This is a genomic window from Rhizobium sp. CC1099 (genome assembly GCF_029714385.1).
GTDB lineage: Bacteria > Pseudomonadota > Alphaproteobacteria > Rhizobiales > Rhizobiaceae > Rhizobium.
In genome coordinates this window covers 1330391-1353696 of record NZ_CP121642.1, presented here as the reverse complement: position 1 = coordinate 1353696, position 23306 = coordinate 1330391, and the positions used below count along the sequence as shown (strand labels likewise).

The window sequence follows — 23306 nt, the reverse complement described above, 5'->3', positions numbered from 1 at the left end:
TCGTCGTGCTAGCGGGCACCCCGCGCGAACAGGACAACCGGCACGGTTTTCAGAATGATCCAGACGTCGCCCACGAAGGACCAGTGCTCAACATACTGGCTATCGAGCTGAACGCGCTCCTCGTAGGTCGTGTTGCTTCGCCCACTCACCTGCCACTTGCCGGTAAGACCTGGGCGCGAGCGGAGGTAGTGACTTCCGCTATCACCGTAACGGGCCATTTCTTCGCCCATGATTGGACGCGGGCCAACAAGGCTCATATCGCCGCGCAAGACATTGAGCAGTTGTGGTAACTCGTCGAGACTGAGTTTTCGCAGCACCTTTCCGGTGGCGGTTACCCTGATGTCGTGACGCAGCTTGCGGGTCGTTGCCCATTCAGCAAGGGCGACGGGATTTTCGGCGAGATAGGCAGCAAGCCGCGCATCGCTCTCGGTAACCATGGTTCGGAATTTCAGGCAACGGAATGACTTTCCGTTGTGGCCAACGCGCTGATGACCGAAAAGAACGGGGCCGCGGTCATCAAGCTTTACGGCGATCGCGATCAGCAAGAAGAGTGGGGAAAACAGGACGAGCAGAATGAGGGCGCCGACGACGTCAAACACCCTCTTGCGCAACCCGCCTAGTGGCCTCATTGGCCGCCACTGGGTGTAGTGCGAGAAAATAGAGGCATCGGCTAATTCGACATCATGCTTCATCATGAAGCTCCCCGAAAGCAGAATGTTAAGAAATTAGTAACTAAAGCGTTCGAAAAGGCAATAGAAAAAGATCCGTTATAATCGAAATATACTTAGTGTAACATTGTGATACAGATTGGTAGCGCAGTTCGCAGGCAATATTCCATTGAACATACGGTATTATTCAATTTCGGTCGGGCGGGCCAAACCGCAGAGGCGACGTGTCACTAGTCAGCGGTTCGGTTCACCCGGGTGTCGGGTCCCAGAGCTTCCATGGCGCATTGCCGCTCTCCCAGGCCTTTTCGAGCACCATCTTGTCTCGCAGCGAATCCATGCTTTGCCAGAAGCCCTGGTGCCAATGCGAGCCAACCTTGCCCATGTGAAGCGCTCTTTCCATCGGCCCCTCTTCCCAGACGGTGTCATCACCTTCGATGAGGTCGAAGACTTCAGGCTCGCAGACAAAGAAGCCACCGTTGATCAGACCGCCATCGCCAATGCGTTTTTCGCGGAAGGCATGGACACGAGTTCCGTCGTCCGACAGGCCAAGCGCGCCATAGCGGCCCGGCTGGCTGACGGCGGTGAGTGTAATCCAGTTTCCGTCCCGCTCATGAAGCTCAATGGTCGCGGCGATATCGGTATCGGAGACACCGTCGCCATAGGTCAGAAGGAACCGCCTGTCGCCAATGACGTCGCGCGCGCGCCTCAATCGTCCGCCAGTCATCGTGCTCAGTCCGGTATCGAGCACGGTGATCTTCCACGGCTCCAACGCGCGGCGGAGCCACTTGAACTCGCCTGTCGCTAGGTCGACTGTGAAGTCGCTGTTTATCATCGCATAGTTGATGAAGTAGTCCTTGATGTAATCCGCTTTATAACCGGCAAGCACAACGAAGTCGTTGAAGCCGTAGTGCGAATAGATCTTCATAATATGCCAGATGATCGGCCGCCCGCCGATCTCGACCATTGGCTTTGGCCGAAGTGTAGTTTCCTCCGAAAGACGGCTCCCGTAGCCTCCTGCAAAAATGACAACTTTCATTGCGTCCCCTCGTCATTTGAAGCGTTGCCCCGCCGTACGCGGCTTTAAAGTCACTGTGTCACATGATCCGGTTCAGCCAGGCATGGCTTCGCGCGTCCGATGAGCGGGGTCCTTGAAACCAGGAATGAAAGTACGATCGGACGGATTGGCCGTGTAGCGCAGATCGGTACCAAGGCTGCCGCCGTCGATCGCCTGTGTAAGCACGTTCAACCGCACGAGTTGCGCAGAGCGGTAATCGGAACCCTTCAAACCCGCCGCATCAAGGCCGGTTTTCAGATCCGCTATAGCGCCTGCAAGCGTTACTTCTGGCTGATGGGCCGGTGCCAGGCTCCGGTAGAGATCGAAATTAACCCGATAAGAACGCCGGTCCGGTGGAGCGTCCTTGTTGATTTCGACCACCGCCCCCGGAACCGAGGCGGCGACGGCCTCCGCGAGCTCGCGGACCTGATAATTCCAGTCCTCGGAACCGACGTTGACGGCCAGAAAATTTCCGCCATCCTGCCTGAGCAGCGCCCATTCGATTGCCCTTGCCATGTCGTTGACATGAATGAGCGGCCGCCAGGGCGTGCCATCAGAGAGGACTGAAACCCGTCCGGTCTTCAGCGCCGAGGCCACAAAATCGTTAAGGACGAGATCGAGCCGCGTGCGCCCGGAAAAGCCGCAGGCAGTCGCGAAGCGCAGCGCGCTGACCGTCATTTGGCTGTTGCGGGCGATCTCGCCAAGCCCGGTCTCGGCCGCAACCTTCGAACGCGAATAGGCGGTCAGAGGATTAAGCTCATCTGCTTCGGTGCGCGCGCCGCCCTCAGCAAATCCGTACATGGAGCAGCTGGAGGCAAAAACGAAGCTTCTTACGCCCATCCTGACGGCGAGCTCGGCTGTTCTCAGTGTAGCACGGTGGTTAATCTCGTCGGTCACCGCCTCAAAACGGCCGCCCATCGGGTCGTTGGAAACGGCTGCCAGATGCACGACCGTATCGACGCCCTCGAATAGCTCGGCGGGCAGGTCGCGGACATCGGCAAAGACCTGACTATTCAGCAAACGCTCGGGCAGGTTTGCTTGGGTGAGGCAATGCGCGAAAAGGCCAGTATCGACGCCAACAAGCAAGCAATCAGGCATCTCACGGCGCAGGTGAGAGACGACAGCAGGCCCGACATAGCCCATATTTCCTGTGATTAAGATCTTCACTTCAAACGCTCCGGAACTGGTGACTGTCATTGAACTGGGCATGGCGCAAACCAGGGGTTGCTTCACACCAACGTTGCATCGGATCAATGCATCTTGCGCGTCTCGTTAGAGCTCCTTCGATAACTGCACGCGCGCCTTTCGCCGTCTGCGGCCTCGCGCCTTCATGATCGGCTCTCCATGCTCGAGGTAGTAGCTCGCATACCGGGAATAGAGCTTTTCGGAACTGCCAAGCCCACCATAGGTAGAAAGTTTCTCCTGATCGGTCTTGTTGAGCACAACGCCCAGCAATTTCGCTGCGATCGCCGGTTCTTGTTCAAGTGTTGACTTCAAAAGGGCCCGCGGTGTGGCTCCCCATTCAGACACGAGCAGGAAACCATCGGCCAACGGCTCAAAAGCCTTGGCATCAAAGACCGGCCCGATTGGTGGAAGATCAACGATTATATAGTCGAACATGGAGCGGGCTTCTTCTAACAGAGTTGCCATGGAAGGACCTGAGATCAACTCGCTTGTGTTGAAGACCTTTACCTGGCGCGGTGTCGCGAGAAGGCTCGCACCCGTCTGCGGATCGACAACCAGAGTGTCTTGCCATCTCGTTGTTCCAGCCAACGCCTCTGTCCAGCCGGTTTCAAAGCGGATGCCAAGACCCTGCGTTAACGATCCGCGTCTAAGATCAGCATCGATCATCAGCACCTTGGCTGGGCTGGATGCCACGAGCGTCGCGAAATTTGCCGCGATCGTCGTCTTGCCTTCGCCTGGCAATACTGAGACGACGCCGATGACCTTGCAGTTCTGGCTGCCAAGCATCGTGTCGGTCACGATCTTTGCATGCCGTAAGGTCTCGGTAAATTTGGTGCCGCCCGACTTGACCGCAAACCGCATGGTTTCGACATCGGGATTGGCGATCAGCTTCCTTTCGTCATCGGGGGAGGGACGCGTGGCCCCAGGGATCGGCGGCAGGTAACCCAAGAACTTCAGGCCGAGCGTCGTAAACTCATCACCAAGGCGGAACGTGCCTTCCCTAATCTCGCGCCACAGGCCAAGTCCGATACCGAAGATCGCGCCGAGCATCAGCGAGCCACCAAGCGTCAGGGTGCGTTTGGGGCTGGATGCCTCGGTCGGCGGCGAGGCAGGCGAGATGACGCGCGCTTCTGATATCGGGAACGACTGGTTCTGGGCCGTTTCCTGATATTTCGTCAGATAGGTCTTGTAGAGGTCGCTAATGGCTTCGGCGTTGCGTTCCAAGTCCTTCAATTGCACGAGCGATTCATTCGCCGCCGAGGTTTGTCCGGTGATCCTCGACAGTCCCTCCTTCAGCGATGCCTCGCGCGAGACCGCAACCTCATACTGATTGCGGTAGCTTTCGGTCATCTGCTTGAGTTCTAGAAATATCTGCCGCCCAATGTCGTCCTGCTCCCTGCGCAGCGTGATTGCCTGCGGATGTTCGGGACCGAAACGGCCTTCGATCTCCTGGGCCCGTTTGGTGACCGCCAGATAGCGGGCTCTGAGCGTGGCAATGACCGTCGAGCCTTGCTGCTCGGAGACGGTTGCGGCATTGTCGACCGCAGTTTGCTGGCCGGCGGCGACGATCGCTTTGTACTGGTTGTAAAGCGCATGCGCCTTGGCGCTGTCCGCCTGGGCCAAAATGTACTGGCCACTGATGTCGGAGAGCTGTTCTTCCGACAAGAGGGCACCTTTTGCTGAGGTGAGGCCGTTTTCGGTGCGGTAGCGTTCGACCTTCAGGGCCGCTTCCTGCGACTGGTCCTTCAGATCGGTCAGCCGAGCGCGCAACCAGACCGTCGCCCTTTGCGACGCGTCGAAATTGGCATCGAGCTTGTCTGACAGGTAGGCCTCGGCATAGGCGTTAGCGATCTGCGCCGACAAGGTGGGGTCTGTCGACGTGTAGTAGAGATCGATCACGAAGCTCTGCGGTTGCTGCTCGACCCTCAGATTTTCCATGAGAACTGCCACGGCAGCGCCCTTGCGCGCGTCGAGGCTATCGGCATCTGCCATCTCCGTGCCTTTGCCGGCAAACACGTCCATCGCCATCTTGGCAAGGCCCTTGATCTGCTGGGTGACCGAGAGTGGAGGGTTGAGGAATTCGTGCTTTTCGTAAAGCTGCTGCCTATCCACCACCTTTGCCGCAAGCGAGCTCGACCTCAAGATCGCCACCTGGCTCATGATCTTCTTGTCAGATTCCATGTTTGCAGGCGCCGGTGAAACGTCTCCAGCAAACCGGCTCAGATTGTCATCGATGAGGACGCTAGTGCCTGCCGTGTAATAATAGGTTGCAAACACCAGCCGGGTAACGCCGAGCAGCAGGCCAATGGCGGCAAAAAGGACCACGAGCTTTGCTTGACGCCTGGCGATCTGTATCAGGCGGTCGACGTCTATGAACCTTTCATCGCCGGCCTCAGGCTGCTTGGCCGTGCCCGGCTGACCGAGATAGGGGCGTATTGCTTCCTGCATCTTCTTTGCCTTGCCTATGCCTATGAACTCGTTCATTGCGACACCCGCCTAACCTGCTCAGGTACCGCAACCGCCGCAATCGACGCCAGCGTGTCGCTGAGCGAGCTCCTCCGGTATGTGCAGACGGCAATTTCGATGAGAAGTGGCCGGCTCATGAGACGTTCCTTCTTGGACCAAGCGACAGCATCTCGAGCCAGAAACCGGTTGACCAGGCTACATGCATGACCATAGCAAGCAGTCCGGCCAATGGTCCGTGGGGCATCTGCTGGCGCACGCGAAGATAAAAGCCATAGCCGATACAGGTAAACGCCCAGGCGAAAGCTGGAACGATCGCCGCCCAGTAAAACAGCGCGAGCACGGTGCCGGCAACGGCGGGCGCGACTGTAAGCGGCAGCATTTGGCGCAAAGCTGGCATTGTCTTGTGTTTGCGGATATTGCGCGCCCGTCCGCGGCCGTAATTGAGGTATTGACAAAACAGTGCGCCAACGCTTGCGCGCGGATGATAGACCATGCTTGTCCTGCCGCTGATCCAGATCCTGTAGCCAGCCTTCCTCAGGCGGAAGTCGAGCTCGGCATCTTCATTATGGGAAAAGGTTTCGTCGTAGCCGCCGACGGCGAGAAAGGCGCTCACGCGCATCAAGGCGTGGTGTCCGTGATCGACGTAACCACCCGTCGACAGATTGCGATGCGCAGAACCGCCATTGCCGATCTTGGAGTTCTGGGCAATCGCGGCTGCTTTCTGGATCGTATTGAAACCGGTCGTCTCCAAGGCGACGACGACGGAGGCAGCCGCGGTCATCTCGGCATCAGCAATTAGCTGTTGGCAATAACTCTTCGGATATTGTCCATGCGCGTCCATGCGCACGAAATATTCAAAATCACGGCCGTAGCGTGCCACTGCAAGATTGATCGCCGCACTTTGCAGGCGCTTCGGATTGTCAAGGAAGATGATGCGCGGATCGATGGCGCAGGCGGCCTTAATGATATCCTGCGAGCCGTCCTTGCTGCCGCCATCGGCCACGACAATGCGCCAGCCCGGAGCTTGAAGTTCCATGCTCAGACCGTTCAGAAGCGCACCAATGTAGTTTCGCTCGTTAAGGCATGGAATGACGATCAAGCAGCAATCTTCTGGACTTACGTGCTTATTCATCGCGTTCAATCCTATATGGCAAATGACGAACTGATCGGAAAATCTGAAGTTTTGCGAGGCTCGGATGGCGCCAAGCCGGCGAGCCAGGCGACCAAGTTCTTGCAGTCTGCCTCATCGATCGCCCAGTTGCGCCGATCGCACGCGGCAACGGCGGACTTCAGGTACCTAAAGCGGCGAACGTCCAGCCCCTCCATCGCCATGCTTAGCGCAAAGGACGTGGCATCCGACAAGATCAGGCCGATATTATTGCGCCGAAGTGCCTCAGCCGTCTCGGTGCCTTGAACGGCAATCGGTACCGCCCCGTGCAGGCATCCTTCGTAAAGCCGGTTCGGTAACAGCCACTTGGAATTGAGACCCTCTTCGAAACAATCGGCCGTCCAGGCAAAGTCGACCTCGCCGTAAATTGCACCCAGATCCTCCGGGTTTCGGTAGGGCCCACAAAAACGCATGAAGGGTTCGTTCGCCACGAAGGCGTCGAAATCGTCAAATTCCGAATAAGCCGGCCGGCCGCGCAGAATGATCTCGAACCTGCCATTCGCCATCCTTGAGAAGTGCGCGAGCAGCTTCAATGATTTCCTGCAACGCAGCGCGCCAAACCAGCCGATGCGCCATGGCCGGTCTTCGCGTTTTTGCGGGGCAGGAAGAAGGCCGTCATCTATGACCGCGACGACTTTGTTCTCGACGAGCATGACCGGGGCTTTCAGAAAAGACAGCACTTCGAAATAGTTGCTCTTGAAGGCTGGCGAACTGGTGACGATCGCACTGACGTTTCGGCCAAACCAACGTTCGGCAAATCGCATCGAGCGCGCGACGGGACCCATGCCGACGAGCAGCCTGTGAATATCGAGACACTCGTAAACGATTGGTACGGACCCGCCGAAATAACCGTTGGCGCGGTTTGCCAATGCAAGCATTTCGAGATTGCGGGCGACGATCACGTCCGGCTTGCTGAGGCCTGCAAGGACGGAACGCAGCCTTGCCATTGCCTTGAGAACGGCCCAGGTGCGCTGGACAAAGCGACCATCGGCCGTCTTGCCGAGGTTGACCGGCTTGATGCCTTCGATATCGCCTGGGATCTTTGCTCGCGAAAAACCTAGAAGGTCAACCGTCGCGCCGCCGCGCGTCAGCATGATCAGGCGCCGGCGAACTGCCGGATCGGACAGATCATGGACTAGGTAAAGCACGTGCGCCATCAAAGGTTCTCCTGCGGCTTTGCAGGGGCGCTGACGGCGATGGCCCCGTCGCAGGTCAGAGAGGCTGCAAACAGACATCTTTCGCCTATAGCCGTATAGCTCACCCAGTCGACCTGCATGATCGCCGGTCCTTTGTAGGCAAAGGGGCCCATCCAGCCTGTCAGCGTATCGGTTCCCCACAGGCTAAAGAAGATTTTCTGCCTTGCCGTCGGAATGCGGAGCGTATCGGTAACTTCGTTGACGAGTAAGCCGTTGACGAAGAACCGCAGTCTTGAGGGCTCCCAGGTAAAGGCGAAATGGTTGAAACCCACGTCTGCCGGACCGGCGAGCGAAACGAGCTTTTCGTTGCCGCCTTTCGCTTTCACATATTGGTTGACCTGGACAGCCGCACTGTTCTTCCCCAGCACCTCGAAATCGATCTCGTCGTGCTCCTCCTGGTCGGCGGGGCCAATATAGGAGAAGAACGCCGAGTTAAGGCCTGACCCGGTCGCCGCCTTTATCCGTGCCTCATAGGTACCAAAGCCGTAGCGTTGCTTCGTCTGGATTTCTGCGCACAGAAGGGCCTTCTGATCGACAGTGTCCTTTGCGAGCATCAGCGACGCAAAGCCGTCGGCAATCTTGATCATTTCTGCCGACCAGATGCAGTTTTGATGATCACCGTTCGTCCAGCCGTCTGAAATATACCAGAAGTTGGCATCGAGCCGGTCAAAGCTCTCGAAGAAGGACGCTGCAGGGCGGCCGTCCGCGGCTTGAACGTTGGGGACAAGCGCACACGTTAGCAAGATCAATGAAAAGATCTGCCGGAAAATGCAACTGAATTCCTGACCCATAACTGAGCGGTCAGCATGTGAAGGTTGATCGAAATTCATAGTAGCAACCCGAAGCGAGTACGAGAAACAAATAGCGCGGGGACGTCGGCACTAAAAATTCCAGGCTATACTTTCTGGTTCTTTTATTACAGGCAGAATAAACGCGCGGTGGAATCACCGCATAGTTATCCTGCCAGAATTTCAGCGCCGATGTTGCCAATATCGACCGCGTTCAACTAGGTGCGATCGTTTATACCGGCATCCTTAGAACGGCGTAGCAGTATTTGCGACGACGTTATTTCAGAAATCTGAAATAGGCAACAAAAAATTAACGAATCTGATAGCTAAAAGCTTGATTTTACGCCGTAGATTAGTTTTTGAACAAAGTTCAGCTGCTGCCGTTTCATAATGGTACAGGTAGCCATTCCGAATGCCGGAGAGGGCAGGGACGTCTGTCCGTCATGAGCGTATTTGCTCTATCACGCTGGCGCTGCGGATGGAGGCACCAAGAATGTCTAGTCGTTGAAGGTCGGCGGCGTCGGTCGTGCTGGACGCATGAAAATCTCGGTGACTTCACAGGTGGACGGCATCGACAAGGCTGTGATCAGGTTCGCTGCCACCGATTCCGGCTGCAGTAACTCGTCTGCCTGATAGGAAAGCGCTCGCGAATCATGGATAGTTTCCTGCATCGGCGTTGCGGTCTTCCCGGGAAAGATGCTGAGGACACGCACGTCCTGATTGTTGATCTCGGCTCTCAGCACGTCGGCAAAGGCCTTCAAGGCATATTTACTCATCGTGTAACCCGCGAGCTCCATTCTCGGATTCAGCCACACGCTTGAGTTGATGAACGCGATATAACCCTTCTGTCTGGCCAGTGCCGGGAGCAGAAGCTGTGTCAGAACATAAGGCGCGCGCAGATTGACGCGCCAGACGTGATCGAGTTCTTCCACCGGGCTTTGCGCAACCGCACCCGAACGAAAGACGCCAGCACTGTGCACTAGGTAATCGATGCCGCGATCGGTCACCCGCAAACGGGCGACGAATTCGGCGATCGCCCGGTCATCGGCAAGATCGACGTGATGCCAGCTGATCGATCCTCCGTTGCTAAGGGACGACGGCGGGACGCCGCCGCGGGTAAGAGCATGAACGGTCACGCCGGCTACACCAAAGGCTGAAACGATCGCCTGGCCGATACCGCCCGCTGCCCCGGTCACCACTGCCACGCGCCCCTTAAGAGATTTTTCCATGATCCCTAGTCCCTCTGCGCCGGTGCAAGTAGATCATGGCCAAGCAGAAGATCGGCGGCATCGGCAATCAAATCAAATGCAAGACCCGATTTTATGGCGATATCGAGGAGATCATGTTTGCCGTCCGAGTAGTTTAGAACCCAGAGCAAGGCCATCTGACGCGTCTTCGTGTCGGATTTGCCGCCGACGGCATCGTAGAGCCCCCGTTTTCCAAGTTGCGGCTCGCACATCGGCGAAAGGTTCAGTAGAGCTCGATTGCGGTCCAGTGTCTCAAGTACGGAGGCGTAGGTTTTGAGTGAGTGGGCAAGCGCTTCCGGCTTTACGAAGTCAAGATTGTCGGCCGACGTATGGTACTCAGCAAACCGCCCGTAGGGTGTGCGCGACAGACAGCCGAAGGGAAGGTTGATGCCAGGCGAGCTGAACTGCCTTTCGTCATAGCCATAGGGAGAAAACGCCATAATCGAATGGGCTTGCCCAGCTGCCTTCAGCACATGCTCCACAACCCGATCGATCTCGGCCGTCTCGTGACGACTTTTCTTATAATGCAGCATGCCAGGGTCGCCGAGGTTGACGGCGACGAGACCATGTCTGATGCGCGACAGCCGCTCGCGGTTCATCGAAAGCCAGGCAATCGAACCGATGGTGCCCGGAATGAAGAGCATCCGCACGGAATAGCGCCGCTTTGCCGCCATCAAAAGCTTAGCAAGCTCGACACAGACGGCGATGCCGGACAGGTTGTCGTTGGCAAGCGACGGATGGCAGATATGCGTCGAGATAACGATTTCGTCGGTTGTGGTGCCGGGGATGAAACACTCGCCCCACAGGAGTTCGCCGTCTGAAAGTGTTGAGTCTATCAGGACCTCGTAGGATCCTTCGCTCATCGCCTCAAGGGCGTTCTGGGAGAGGCAGAAGCCCCAGTCCTCCTTGTAGTAGCTTGTCCGGTAGGGTATCCAAGCGGGATGGGCGGGGTCGGTGTGCAGATGGGGCCTCAGCGCCTTAAGCGGCAATGTCGCGCGGATCGGTCGTGAATAGTTGACGACGTGCAGATTGCTTGCCTTGAAGTCGATGACGCGATTGCCCCTCTCGTCCTTCACATACGCATCGCGGATGCTCCATTCCTTCGGGACCGTCCAGTCGAAGATCTCTGTGCCGCTTGCTATGCGATGAACCTTAACCGGAATTTCCTGCCTGATAATCTCCAGTGTCTCGACGACGCCCGGACCGGTGATGCTGCGACAGATCGGATAAAGTCGCTCAATGAGGGCATACATCCGCGCGCCGGCATGCTCCTTGTCGGGCGCGCTGACGGCGCTCAAGCAACGACCTCGACATTGGGAAGCGGAACGACAAACTGGCTGCCCAAGCCTTTGACCTCCGACATTTGGCTGATGATCTCATCCTTGATGTTCCAGGGAAGGATCAGGACGTAATCGGGCTTGGTCTCCGCAATCTTTTGTGGTGCGTAGATCGGGATGCGGGTCCCCGGAAGCAAGTGGTTCTGCTTATGAGGGCTGACATCGACAGTATATTCGATGAGATCCGTACCAATGCCGCAGAAATTCAAAAGCGTGTTGCCCTTTGCCGGAGCGCCATAGGCGACAACGGTCTTTTTGCTTTCTTTTGCATCGATCAGAAAGCGCAGCAGATCGCGCTTGGTGCGGTGAACCTGCTCGGTAAATTTGCTGTAGCGTTGGACGGAATTGACGCCGCCTTCAATTTCGCGCGCACGCAGTTCGCCGACACGCACCGAGACTGGCTGGCTTTGATCTTCGGCGTGGCGAGCATAAATGCGCAACGATCCCCCTTGTGGACGGATCTCATCGACATCGAAGATCGTCAAGCCGTGATGGGCAAAGATTTTCTCGACACTATAGAGCGACAGGTACGAATAGTGCTCATGATAGATCGTATCGTAGTAATTGAGCTCCAGCATCTTCATGAGATGCGGAAATTCGATCGTTACGATGCCGGTTGTCGACAACACGATTTTGATGCCGGCAACGAAATCGTTGATGTTGGGGACATGCGCCAGCACGTTGTTGCCAATCAGAAGGTCAGCTGTGAGGCCATCGCCAACCAACTGCCGTGCCGTCTCGACACCGAAAAACTGCACCCTGCTCGGGATGCCGGCCTCTACCGCGACGGCCGCGACATTGGCACATGGCTCTATGCCGAGCACCGGAACGCCGCGTTCCTTGAAGTTTTTTAAAAGGTAGCCGTCGTTGCTGGCAATTTCGATCACCTGATGGCCAGTGTCGAATTGAAACCGCTCAACCATATGGTCAACATATTCGCGGGCATGTTTCAGTACCGAGGCCGAGTAGGAGGAGAAATAGGCATATTCGCTGTCGAAAATGTCTTCCCGAGGCGCCATGGGAGGCACTTGGACCAAGAAGCACTCGTCGCAGACGAAAGCATGTAGTGAAAAGAACGGTTCGGCATCCTGCGTTTTGTCGATGGGGATATAGGAGTTTGCAAGCGGTGACGCGCCAAGGTCGACGACCGTCTGAGTGAGTGTGGTGTTGCAGAACCGGCAGTTGAATGAAGACATGATCTTCGTCCTCCTAGACGAAACGAATGCGGTGAAGAGTACGTGGTCTGAAACATATAGCAGCTTTATTACACGTTTACCTTTGCTGATCTGTTCGCGGCGGAACAACTAGCAGCAAAACATGACTGTGAGTTTTAGGCTCTTCGAAAATGCTACGTGGTGAAGCACCGTTAGACCTCCCTATCGGCCGGCAGTGGCAAGGCTCGTCTGGCGCCGTTTAACGCGACGATTTAATTCAGGCACCAGAGCGGGAACAGTGTCAGGGGGTGTCATGCGGTTCGTGGCGCGGAACACCACGTCCGATGGTCGGCCGACCAGATAATTGGACACACCGTTCTCAAGGGCCTTGCGATAAACGCAAAGCGCACCGTCAACAGCATCGAGCGTCTTGGCAATCTCGGGGTCGCCGTGCGTGTAACTGACAACGAAGGAGGGAGCGAGAACGCCGCGCTTGATCAATTCCTGCAGGAACAGCGTGCGGAACGCTTGGGAGGGACGGCCGTCCTCATCAATCGTTGCGTAAAGGAGGTTACTTGCCAGCCCGAAGACGCTGAAATGATTGCTAATCCCGTGGCTAGCCGCGATCTGCGAAATACCTTTTCGAAGCGCCTCGCCTTTTTCAAAAAGATGCTGGATTACCGGCTCTTGACGATAAATCTTCATCGTTGCGATTGCCGCCGCCATAGCGTGCGTTTCAGCGCCATGGGTAGTCGACAGCAGGAAAACGCGTGGCTTCTCGCGCTGATCGATACCGCCAAGCTCCATGAATTCGCGCTTTCCCGCAAGCGCGGAGATCGCAAAGCCATTGCCCATCGCTTTGCCGAAACAGGATAGATCTGGCCGGATATCGTAAAGAGCCTGCGCTCCGTTCAGGTGCCACCGGAAACCGGTTATCATCTCGTCAAGGATGAAAAGTGCTCCATTGGCATGACAAAGATCACGAAGACGATGCAGGAAATTATCCTTCGGCGCTTCGCCTTTTGATGGCTCAAGGATGACGGCCGCGATCTTACCCGGATGTTGCTCAAACAGGGCTTTAGCACTGTCAATCTCATTATAGTAAAACGATAGCGTCATATCCCGTACGGCTTTCGGGATGCCGGCGTTCATGGGCGTTGTGCCGATGAACCAATCGTCGGTCGAAAAGAACGGGTGATCGGCGCATCGGGCAACAAGGTCACGGCCGGTGACGGCTCTTGCCAAACGGATGGCGCCAGAGGTTGCATGTGAGCCATCCTTGCAGAATTTGACCATTTCGGCGCCTTGGATCGTCTCAAGAAAGATCGATGCGCAATCTAACTCGATGACTGCCGGCCGGGTGAAGTTCGCACCATTTTTCAACTCCCGCTCGACAGCGCGCAAGACCTTCGGATAGGCATGGCCAAGGGAGACTGCGCGGTTTCCCATGCCAAACTCGATATATTTGTTGCCGTCGACATCATAGACATAGGCGCCGTGCCCCCGGGCGATGAAGCCCGGTGATAAGACCGGATACTGATCGTCGCCCTTTGCATAAGTATGCGCTCCTCCCGGAATCAACCTTCTGGCTCGCTGACGCAACTCTTTCGAGTTCTCAAAGTTGCTAATGAGGTTGGTCACCGTTCTTTCCCTCTCCGAAAACACGTCGTATGCCGTTGCAAGGGGCGTCGACGGACGTGTTTAACGACATTTTGAAGTGGCTAAGCGGGGAGGGGTGTCCGTGGGATGTCCCAAGCGCGGAAGACCATACCTTGTGAGATCAAAATGGCCTAAGTCTTTTCTGAAAAACTGTTGAGCCAGCCGCATATATTGCAACGGGCGCCAAATCCAAATCGTGCAGCGATTGCCGGATTCCAAGTTTGTCAGGTACGCATTAGAAACACGCAAGTACACTATACTCCACTGCTACTGTTCAAAAGTTATCATTAAAGAAACATCATGTAAATGAGAATTAATGATGTGTTAAAATCGAATTCGATCTGATGTATTTTTGTGGCATTTGCTACTTGGCGAGCCGGGGCGTTGCGCTGGATGAGTGCGCAATTGTAACCAGATTCCATCGAGATGAACCACAACGGGATTCGAGAGCCTTCCTCTTTGAACTTCAGTTAAGACATTTCGTGTAGGGAGAATTGAGTCGTTGTCATTTTCGGTGGATCAATGTTTCACTTCCCGATGCGTTGGCGCCGCAATATGAACCCGCAGTCGATCGGCAGGCAAAGGCTCTTGTGGTCTGATAACGACTTCGATGCGATCTATGCAATCAGCGATATACACGGTTGCGCTGATGAACTGGCAGAAGCACAACGACGCATAGTCGATGACGCTAGGGCCTATCTTGGCCCCAAGCTCCTCGTTTTTCTCGGCGACTATGTTGATCGTGGTCCCGCCAGCAGCAAGGTTCTCGACATGCTTGCAGCAGAGCCGCCTGTTGGCTTCATGCAGGTCGCGCTTTCAGGCAATCACGACGACGAATTTGCCCGCATGTTCCGCAAACCTTCCATCATTGCTGATTGGCTCGACTTCGCCGGGACCGAGACGCTGGCTTCCTACGGTATCGACGTTGCGCATGTCATCAAGACGAAAGGGGTTCGCGGTCTTCAAGGTCTCCTCGCGGAACTCGTCCCAGAAGAGCACATCGCCATGATCGAAATGATGCCGGTCTCGCTTCAGATCGGCAAATTACTCTTCGTGCACGCCGGCATAAAGCCTGGCGTCGATATGTCAAAACAAACGGATATGGACCTCATGTGGATCCGCGAGCCATTCTTAAGCGAAGGCCCGCGTCGGCCGCTCTTCGTGATTCACGGGCATACACCTGTCCTGCAGCCGACCTTCGGACCGCAGCGGGTTGCCATCGACACGGCGGCAACGGCCACTGGCCACCTGACGGTGCTGAAGATCGCCGAGGCAAGCTTTAATTTCATCTGACACCAGACCCGGCCCTTTAGGTGGCGCTGGCCGGCGCGCTGGCGTCCCGATTTGCGCAGCTGACGTTAAGGGAGGCGCCGTCGGCGCATTGCCGTCAAATTCAATGGCACAGCGCCGCCTTGACCAGTGCATGCAACACATTCCATCGTCTGCGACGACGGATGACCGACAGCCATTCTTCACTCTTCAGCCCTTCAGGAAAGCTGTAGCGCGGATCGCCAACAAATTCTGGCCGGTTATCGCCGACTACCCTTGCGCCGGCTGTTCAAGCGAATGCCGAAACCAGCTCGAGGCTGTAGGAATGACTCTGAGTAAATCAAACCCAGCTCTCTAGCCGCTCCGGCTGGTGAAGTAAGCCATCGATGTAAAACACAAACAGCTATCCAGGAAGCCGATGAACAAAAAAGAAACCATGTTACTCAAGACAGATGAGGAAGTTTCTCCGGTTTAACTGTTCTATTGACTCCGCCTTCTAAGCTGATTACCCATGACTAACAAACCTGAAAATCCTTTCACAAACTAGGATCTTCATGAAATATCGGCCGGAGATTGACGGATTACGGACGATAGCAGTATTGCCAGTGCTGTTTTTCCACGCCGGCGTCACTGGATTTTCTGGCGGCTTCGTCGGCGTCGACATTTTTTTCGTTATTTCTGGCTTCCTCATAACAAGAATTCTGGACGATGATCTCAAGAATGATCGCTTTTCCATACTGACATTCTACGAGCGGCGTTTTCGCAGGATCATTCCAGCACTGGTTTTCTATATTTTACTGACGGCGATCGCCGCCTACATGCTTTTCCTACCACCATTCTTCGAAGACTTCGCCCGAAGCCTGGTGGCCGTCGGGACATTCACCTCAAATATCTATTTCTGGAAGTTCTCAGGTTATTTCGAAAACAGCGCGCTTTTACGCCCGCTGCTGCATACCTGGTCGCTTGCGGTCGAAGAGCAGTTCTACATCTTCATGCCGATCGCCATGTGGCTGCTCTACAAAGTGACCTTCCGCGTGCGGTTGGCGGCATTCGCACTCGCCTTAACTCTGTCCCTGGCACTTAGCATCTATGCAATCGACGTCGCTCCGACAGCGAACTTCTTCCTCTTGCCGACACGAAGCTGGGAGCTCTTGATTGGAAGCTTGCTGGGGCTTTGGGGAGGACAAAGCACGCTGTCCTACCGGACAAACAGCGCCGTTGCGATCGGTGCTGCGATCTTGATCCTCTATTCGGTATTTGCCTATACTGATGCGACACCATTCCCGGGGCTCGCAGCCGTTTTGCCATGCGCGGGCGCAGCTCTCATCATCTATACAGGCGGCCCGACCCGTTCCGTGGTCGGCAAAATCCTTGCGAGCGCGCCGTTCGTGTTCATCGGCAAGATTTCCTATTCGCTCTATCTGGCGCACTGGCCAATTACTGTCTTCGTCCGATACGTGACCCTTGAGGAGCCAAACGGGCTCCATGCCATGGGCATTGTCGCCGCCAGCTTTCTGCTTGCCATTTTCTCCTGGCGCTTTGTCGAAACGCCGTTCCGTCTGCAGACCGTGAGTTGGCCCCGGCGCGCGCTCATCGGCGCGGCGCTTGCCAGCATGTCGATCGTCTCGCTGTTCGGTTACGGGGGCATCGCCGCTCATGGCTTCCCTCAGCGTTTTCCCGGCTATGCAACCAAGGTCGAAGCGCGCATGCTTGACGTTTCTGCAGTTGTAGCGAGCGCGGATACGACAGTGCAGGCCGGCCAGACGTGGCGGAACGGCACCTGCTTTTTCGAAGACGACGACGGCTTTAAAAAATGGCGCCCCGAAGATTGCGCTTTGACGACAAACACCGGTGATGTTGCGCTTCTGTGGGGGGATTCCTATGCCGCCCACTACGCCCCCGGGATCGTCGCGAACGCCGCGTCCATTCATGGCCGCGTCTATGAGTATACATTTGCCGGATGCCCTCCGGTCCTTGCCTATTACTCCTACGCCAGACCGAACTGCCAGGCGTTCAATCAGAAAGCTCTAGATATCATCCGGTCGCTTGACGTTAAGACGGTCGTGCTCTCGGGCCGATGGGTTGATTTGCAACGCCGGGGCCTGGATATGCTCAAAGACACTGTCAGACACCTTCAGGCACAGGGTGTCCGGGTAATAGTGATCGGGCAATCGCCAATGTTTGTAACCAATGTCGACGTCATTGCTTTTAAGAAGGCAGCCGCTGGCCAAAAAGCGGCCTCTTGGTCAACCGTGATCGATCACGATTTTAACCAGCGGCTGCGCACTGCTGCGGGCGGCGCCGATTTCGTGGATCCGATTGCGATGGATTGCGCAGCCGGCGAGTGCCCTTACATTGACGATGGCAGGATGCTTTATTTCGATTCCGGCCACTTGTCGAATTTTGGCAGCGCTCGCGTTGTCGAACGCTATTTCCCGCTCGTATCCCGCGTCAATTGAAGTCTGCGTCGGTCGATTTGCGGTCGTGCCGCCGCAAATCCCTTGCCCGCTCCGCTTTTTCCAGATGCGGCTGTAGTCTTCTCGGCTATGTCTGGGGCGCCCTTTTTCGTCAGGTGATTTGTCGCCAGGGGGGCGCGACGTCTGGACTGAAATCGCCGATTGATCAACCTGCCCAACGGTTTTTCGACGTAAACATAGGCAATCAGCGACAGGCCGAGCGCAGCCGCGACTTCGATCGGAGGGAAAGCCCACTGCGGGATCCCGCTTCGCAGAAGAAGCGCGACGATCGCCACGCCGAATAACACATGCCAAAGATAGATCGAGTACGATGCGTTGCCAAGGAAGAGCAGCATGCTGGATGGCTGGACATTCCTTCGCCGCTCCCACATCACGGCGGCAAGGACGAGAAGCGCCGAGGGAACACCCCATCTTATGGCGCGCGGCAGGTCTGCATCAAAGGCCGTGGCCGCTGCCAAGCAGATCAGAGCGACGGCAGCAAGTCCTATACACAGCCAAGGCGGACAATCTGGTCCACGGACGAATGCACGGCCAATCAAGAGACCGGCGGCGAATTCCAAGATGACGGGGCTTGTCAAAGCCCGCAGGTAAGGCCAATCCAACAGGAACGACGCAAGGCACATGATGCAGAGCGAGCCGATTGCCAAGATCAGTCTGGTAGTGTGTTCCCTGAAGAATAGCGTGAGGGAAAAGATGAGATAGAAGACCATTTCGTAGGTGAGTGTCCACCCTTGGACGACGACCGGATGAAGGCTGTCCTGCAGGCGTGGAAGAAAAAACAAGGAGCCAATGAGATTTTGCAACGATCCATCGTGATCGAAGAAAAAGGCCGGTTTGACGAGCAAGGCAGCAAATGTCGCAAACGTTACAACCCAGTAAAGTGGCACAACTCTTTTGACGCGTTTTTGAATAAAGTGTCCCGGCGTCATGGTGGTTCCGTCAGTCGTGATCCACATGATAAAGCCGCTGATAACGAAAAACAGGTCGACACCCGCGGCTCCGACTGAAAAGCCAAGATTATGTCGTTCGCTGACATGGAAAACGAGAACTGCGACTGCTGCGATCCCTCGCAGATATTGAACAGTATAGATCTGCTCCACGGTACGCCTCACATGTGCAAGAAAGCGCAGAATGCAAACCAGAGTATTCATTGTAATGACACCTGGTCAATGCAGTAAAAATCTCGGGTAAATGCTATTCAGACGTTGGGTTGAAGGATAACATCGGTATTTGACCACCTGAATGCCGCTCAGGAGAATATTCTCTCTTGTCTTGATGGTGACTTTTTGCAGCTCCGTGATGGATCCTGGCGCGGGTCAAGATCCTTTCTTACTGCCGCGCGCCACGCGATAAGTCAGCGTCAATCGCTTCATGAGCGGGTTTGATGAATGCTGCGCGAACATCTTCGAGAGGCACGCAAAACCCTCCAGGCACATGACTGCCTCGGAAATTCCTCACCGTCATCGATCGACCAACTCTGTAGAAGCGTTTCGGCGGCGCGCCTGACAGAATTAACAACTCGGCACTCTGCGATGCAATGCATCGTCGTCAGACCGATGGGCCGAAAGGCCAAATTGTTTTGTTTCATGGCACCTTGCTCACTGTTTAGCCCCGGTAGCTATTGCCAATGCAAAATCCATGCCGAGCCGCTTAAGCAGCCGAAGAGAAAGGTTGTCTGCGGAAGTGGCGTCGAAAATTCCATTCGCTGGCGTTTCGGCAGGTCTGATACGAACGAGCGGCGATCATGCCCGATGCGCCGATTGGCGGCTTCCGATGGACATGATCTTCCTTGAGCAGCCATGGGTGGCGATGTCGCCGCTATCCTTGACGATACGGTTGGAGAGCCAGTCGTCGCCTATGTGCATTGTAAAGCAACTTTCGGCTTTCTCCTGCTGGCGTAGGGATCCGGCTTATTTGCAGCGAATCGGAAGGCTGCAGCAGAGCTTTAAAAATGACGGTTGAGCAGGCCCTGGTGCGCCGATTGAATAACGCATTTTCGCCCCGGGGCTGGCTCGATTTACCCGCGGGCGTCGATTTAAATTATCAGCCACACAATTGATGCGAGGGTCCCCACTGAAGTCCCGTCTCCGGCACTACGCAGCAAACATCGCCGTCTGTTCGCGGCGCAGCAGATCGATGGTGCGGCCCGCCGGCAGCACCACATCGGCATGGGTAAGGGCTTGATCCTTCGCCACGGCCTGTTTCAAGACGCATCCCTCTGCAACCCCCATGGGCAACAAATCCTGAGCTCCGGCGACATCGACGCGCTCGCACTGGCCATAACTCATGTAGCCGCCCAAACCGTCGATCGTTTCGCCAGCATTAAGGTCGCGCTTTGCAGTCGCCACAACCTCCACCCTTGGCCCCTCCAGTTGAAGCACCGGATCGCGTAAAAGTACAACCCGAGCCACTGAGAGAGGCACTTCGAAATGGCAAAGATGGTAAGGTGTGTAAAAGCTATAAAGAGGGCCGGTTCCGAGCTTGTAAAGGTTCAGGTAATGCTGCTGCTTCGGATCGTCGTGGTAGGCGAGAATAAAGACACCCGGACCTGGTGTTGCTCCCACAACATAGTCGACGGCTCCACCCACGGCTTTCAGCGCCTCAATGTCATACGCATTGACGAGTTCATCGACATGGCCACGATGCTCGACACCTGTCATGCCGCGCTTCAAAATGGACATGCCAGTGCCGTTAGCGACAATAGCTTGCTCAAAGCTAATCTTCGTGCCATCAGCGAAGCTGGTGACCATATGCGGGTCCTGCCCCCCTTTTTGCCGCGAATTCGGCCTGCGTTGCCGGTGTTCGATAGGGATCCTGTAGGCCCTTGATATTGCCGCACACCAGCGGCGTAAGGCCGATGGATTTGACGAAGCGCCACAAGTTCATCTGTACTCCGGGCTGGTCTCCATCGCAGGCCGTGAAGATAACCCCTGCCGCATCGGCTTTTTTCTTGAGAAGCGGACCAACCGTACCGTCCAGTTCGGCATTCACGGTCACCATGTCGCGACCGTGCGCGATTGCGCCTAAGGTGATGTTGGCGCCATATTCGATCGCACCCGTCGCATCAATCAAGCAATCCAGATCACCCGACTCATACAGCAATGCTGGATTGTCAGTGACAGCCGGCGTGCCTTCGGCAATCAAGTCGGAGAGCTTGCTGCTGTCGCAGGCGTAGGATGCCTCAAGGCCAGCAGCGCGGTAGGCTAACATAGCCTTCTCCACGTTTCGGTTGCAGATCACGCAAAGGATCATTCCCGGCACGGAGTTGGCGATCTGGTTGACGATGCCCTTCGCCATAAAGCCCGCGCCATACATCCCGACCCTAATGGGACGGCCATCCTGTTCCCGTTTCTTCAGGAGCGTGTCAATCACCATCAGAACCTCCTGCTCCTAGATGCCGCGTAGGCTTTCCACGCCATGAAAATCCTCATCGAAGTCTGGCCATTTCGCGTCTTTCTCCGAAATTACGACCCCTTCAACCGGCCAGGCGATGCCGAACTTCGGATCATTCCAACGCACACCGCGCTCCGACTTTGGATCATAGAACTCGCTGGCAAAATACAATGTCTCGGTGTTGGGCCTTAGTGTCACAAACCCGTGGGCAAAGCCGCGCGGCACATAGAATGCCAGCCGGTTCTCACCCGTTAACTCAACCGCGTGCCAACCAAGGTACGTCGGGGAATCGGGTCGTAGATCGACGATACAGTCCCACAGTGCTCCGGAGAGGCACCGGACGATCTTAACTTCTGGCGATGGTGGGAGTTGATAGTGCAGCCCACGCAGGGTGCCCGCTTCGGCGTTGAACGAGTTATTGACTTGTACGAAGCGGCCTTCGATGCCGGCGTCGGCCATTTCTCGCTCGCAGAAGACGCGCTGAAACCATCCACGTTCGTCCCCGCGCGGTTCCGGCTCGATGACATATGCACCATCCAAAGGCGTTCCGTGAAATTTCATGCCACTGGCCTCGTATCCCTCTGTTTAGCGGTCAGCTGCGATGCAGCCCCGACCGTAGAGCAATGACGCTCTGAGCGCCGTTCAAGGGCCCGCAAAGATTGATTTTAATCATATGCTCTTCACGCTGCTCCAGAACTTAGTGTTACATTAACAATGAATTTCAAAGTTCAAAAATCAACAAAGCGCGCCTCGTACAAATATAAATGTCGCTGCAATGGGATAATTTAAACGAATGTCAACCTATATTTTGCGTGAAAGCAAGAGATTCAGGCAGGAATAGTGTATTAAACGTGGTATGATACTCCATATCAATACTTGTCAGCATCGATAAATTCGATATTATTTGTTCCATCATGCTACCTTCCGCCCTTGCGTAATGTCAACTCTTAAGACTTAATCGGTTGCAAGAAATAATGTCACCGGATAAACGCTGAGACTGAAGATGCCGGACCACATCATCTTGACGTTGCTGCCGCCGCACTCGCCGGAACTGAACCCAGTTGAAAACGTGTTGCAGTTCATGGGCGACTGCATCTTAACGACGACACGACATCGTCACCCATGGCTGCGCTTCCTCGAATAGGCCGCCGCGACCGGTCGTGAAAGATCATGTCCGTCGGACGCCGCCACAGCTTCACTTGGATCCTGTCGTCAGGCAGATGCATACGAGAGAAAACGCTCTGTTAACCAGTGCCGCGGGAAGCGTAGGGTGACCGGGAGGCGTGGTGAATTGCAGACCGTTTATGCTGCGGCAGGTGCTGCATCATGAAACGGTCCATTTGGGACACTCACTCTTGAAGATCCGGCGACTGGAAAGGTGTGGACGGTCAACCGTGCGACAAGCAGGCGGCGCTTCGCGCCTTAAGTTTTGAACGCTGCTAAGACTTCTTTGGCAAAGACATCGATGAACTCGGCTTGTTGCGCCCGACATTGTGCAAGAATACCCATCCGCGCTTCATCACCCAACCATGCGATATCTGCCTGATCGGCCAAAATGCGGACATGCTGATCCATGCCTTCAGGACGAACGTGCCGACAGGCATCGTCGAAATGACCAGCGGATATCGGAATAGAACGCATGAGGCAGCTTCTGCGCCGCCGCCCGACAACACTTAGTGCGATTGACCCTCATTCATCTCAGCCGGATCGTAGTTCAGATCCCAGTCTTTTTCTGGCTTTTGCTTGCCTGGAGGGTTTTTATGAACCGTGGCGTCCTCCGACCCCGTTATGACGGTGGGCCTGGCGCTGTGGACGCCGGAAGCCTTTCTGTCTGCACGAGACTTCGCGAATTGGCCGGCGGCATCTTTCTTGGGGCTTCCACCCATGTCAGCTTCCTCCTTTTGTCTTGAAGGCATCGGAAAGTTTTTTTCTCTCTGGATCACGGTTGTTTTCACCAAGCGCGTCCCGATCGTTGTCCGGATCGTCTTTCGGCGGAAGATAGCCCCTCGGAGTATTGCCCTTAGGGCCTTCCCAACGTGGCGACTGATCGGTGGTTCCTGGTGGGCCATTCTTCGGTGAATTCATGCCCATCTTAGTCCTCCGTCTGTCTATGCGGGGTTGAGGCAGGCTTGCTGGCTGCCATCGCCATAGATCATTCCTGACGGTCTAACCCTTGACCAAGTCCAAGGTTCCGAAGTCGCAGCAATGGGAAATTGAGCGTCACGCCAGAAGCGGCCGGCAAAAA

At 55.7% G+C, this 23306-nt stretch carries 20 protein-coding genes and 1 pseudogene; 3 read left to right on the top strand and 18 right to left on the bottom strand.

Translation table 11 applies throughout. The features are described 5' to 3' along the window. Positions 1 to 8 precede the first annotated feature (8 nt). From QA644_RS27640 to QA644_RS27590, 11 genes are all read right to left on the bottom strand, one after another. Positions 9 to 695 carry a sugar transferase gene (locus tag QA644_RS27640; protein ID WP_283072522.1) on the bottom strand — a complete coding sequence of 229 codons (687 nt, stop codon included), beginning with the start codon at positions 693 to 695 and terminating at the stop codon, positions 9 to 11. A gap of 220 nt (positions 696 to 915) precedes the next feature. Continuing rightward, the gene (gene rfbF / locus QA644_RS27635; RefSeq protein WP_283072521.1) at positions 916 to 1704 is read right to left on the bottom strand and encodes a glucose-1-phosphate cytidylyltransferase; all 789 of its coding nucleotides are present in this window, start codon (positions 1702 to 1704) and stop codon (positions 916 to 918) included. 72 nt (positions 1705 to 1776) lie between these two features. Then, a complete protein-coding gene (locus QA644_RS27630) occupies positions 1777 to 2889 on the bottom strand; it encodes an NAD(P)-dependent oxidoreductase (RefSeq protein ID WP_283072520.1) in 1113 nt (370 codons plus the stop codon). 105 nt (positions 2890 to 2994) lie between these two features. After that, complete coding sequence (locus QA644_RS27625) at positions 2995 to 5391, bottom strand: polysaccharide biosynthesis tyrosine autokinase (protein WP_283072519.1); 2397 nt, start codon at positions 5389 to 5391, stop codon at positions 2995 to 2997. A 115-nt stretch (positions 5392 to 5506) separates the two neighbouring features. Further along, the gene (locus QA644_RS27620) at positions 5507 to 6505 is read right to left on the bottom strand and encodes a glycosyltransferase family 2 protein (RefSeq protein WP_283072518.1); all 999 of its coding nucleotides are present in this window, start codon (positions 6503 to 6505) and stop codon (positions 5507 to 5509) included. 11 nt (positions 6506 to 6516) lie between these two features. Next, the gene (locus QA644_RS27615) at positions 6517 to 7698 is read right to left on the bottom strand and encodes a glycosyltransferase (RefSeq protein WP_283072517.1); all 1182 of its coding nucleotides are present in this window, start codon (positions 7696 to 7698) and stop codon (positions 6517 to 6519) included. Next, entirely contained in the window at positions 7698 to 8486 is a 789-nt protein-coding gene (locus tag QA644_RS27610) for a family 16 glycosylhydrolase (RefSeq protein ID WP_283072516.1), read from the bottom strand. Before QA644_RS27610 ends, QA644_RS27615 begins: the two co-directional genes overlap by 1 nt. Before the next feature lie 536 nt (positions 8487 to 9022). Next, on the bottom strand, positions 9023 to 9754 hold the full coding sequence (locus QA644_RS27605) for an SDR family NAD(P)-dependent oxidoreductase (protein ID WP_283072515.1): 732 nt from the start codon (positions 9752 to 9754) through the stop codon (positions 9023 to 9025). Between the two features lie 5 nt (positions 9755 to 9759). Then, complete coding sequence (locus QA644_RS27600) at positions 9760 to 11025, bottom strand: DUF4910 domain-containing protein (RefSeq protein ID WP_283074036.1); 1266 nt, start codon at positions 11023 to 11025, stop codon at positions 9760 to 9762. A 41-nt stretch (positions 11026 to 11066) separates the two neighbouring features. After that, positions 11067 to 12305 carry a class I SAM-dependent methyltransferase gene (locus QA644_RS27595; RefSeq protein WP_283072514.1) on the bottom strand — a complete coding sequence of 413 codons (1239 nt, stop codon included), beginning with the start codon at positions 12303 to 12305 and terminating at the stop codon, positions 11067 to 11069. Between the two features lie 180 nt (positions 12306 to 12485). Further along, a complete protein-coding gene (locus QA644_RS27590; protein ID WP_283072513.1) occupies positions 12486 to 13904 on the bottom strand; it encodes a glutamate-1-semialdehyde 2,1-aminomutase in 1419 nt (472 codons plus the stop codon). 540 nt (positions 13905 to 14444) lie between these two features. Here QA644_RS27590 and QA644_RS27585 point away from each other — a divergent pair. Together QA644_RS27585 and QA644_RS27580 are read left to right on the top strand one after the other, a co-directional pair. Beyond that, positions 14445 to 15215, top strand: a complete 771-nt coding sequence (locus QA644_RS27585) for a metallophosphoesterase family protein (protein WP_283072512.1) — start codon at positions 14445 to 14447, stop codon at positions 15213 to 15215. A gap of 581 nt (positions 15216 to 15796) precedes the next feature. Beyond that, a complete protein-coding gene (locus QA644_RS27580) occupies positions 15797 to 17650 on the top strand; it encodes an acyltransferase family protein (RefSeq protein ID WP_283072511.1) in 1854 nt (617 codons plus the stop codon). Here QA644_RS27580 and QA644_RS27575 read toward each other — a convergent pair. The 4 genes and pseudogenes from QA644_RS27575 to rfbC form a co-directional block, all read right to left on the bottom strand. Next, a complete protein-coding gene (locus QA644_RS27575; protein ID WP_283072510.1) occupies positions 17620 to 18819 on the bottom strand; it encodes an acyltransferase in 1200 nt (399 codons plus the stop codon). The two genes, QA644_RS27580 and QA644_RS27575, sit on opposite strands and share 31 nt — an antisense overlap. 218 nt (positions 18820 to 19037) lie before the next feature. Beyond that, positions 19038 to 19211 carry a DUF982 domain-containing protein gene (locus QA644_RS35225; protein ID WP_349254145.1) on the bottom strand — a complete coding sequence of 58 codons (174 nt, stop codon included), beginning with the start codon at positions 19209 to 19211 and terminating at the stop codon, positions 19038 to 19040. Positions 19212 to 19761: 550 nt separating this feature from the next. Continuing rightward, positions 19762 to 21043, bottom strand: a pseudogene (locus QA644_RS27570) (SAF domain-containing protein). A gap of 15 nt (positions 21044 to 21058) precedes the next feature. Beyond that, on the bottom strand, positions 21059 to 21622 hold the full coding sequence (rfbC, locus tag QA644_RS27565) for a dTDP-4-dehydrorhamnose 3,5-epimerase (RefSeq protein WP_283072509.1): 564 nt from the start codon (positions 21620 to 21622) through the stop codon (positions 21059 to 21061). Positions 21623 to 22064: 442 nt separating this feature from the next. On the opposite strand from rfbC, the gene QA644_RS27560 reads away from it, so the two are divergent. Beyond that, positions 22065 to 22205, top strand: coding sequence for a hypothetical protein (locus QA644_RS27560; RefSeq protein ID WP_283072508.1), 141 nt, complete (start codon positions 22065 to 22067; stop codon positions 22203 to 22205). 278 nt (positions 22206 to 22483) lie between these two features. Here the strand turns inward: QA644_RS27560 and QA644_RS27555 are convergent, their stop codons facing one another. From QA644_RS27555 to QA644_RS27545, 3 genes are read right to left on the bottom strand one after another with little or no spacing between them, the layout of a single operon-like run. Then, the gene (locus QA644_RS27555) at positions 22484 to 22702 is read right to left on the bottom strand and encodes a hypothetical protein (RefSeq protein ID WP_283072507.1); all 219 of its coding nucleotides are present in this window, start codon (positions 22700 to 22702) and stop codon (positions 22484 to 22486) included. Positions 22703 to 22734: 32 nt separating this feature from the next. Beyond that, on the bottom strand, positions 22735 to 22947 hold the full coding sequence (locus QA644_RS27550) for a hypothetical protein (RefSeq protein ID WP_283072506.1): 213 nt from the start codon (positions 22945 to 22947) through the stop codon (positions 22735 to 22737). Position 22948: 1 nt separating this feature from the next. After that, positions 22949 to 23152: a hypothetical protein gene (locus tag QA644_RS27545; protein ID WP_074072002.1), complete on the bottom strand. Its 204-nt coding sequence runs from the start codon at positions 23150 to 23152 to the stop codon at positions 22949 to 22951. Positions 23153 to 23306: the final 154 nt, after the last annotated feature.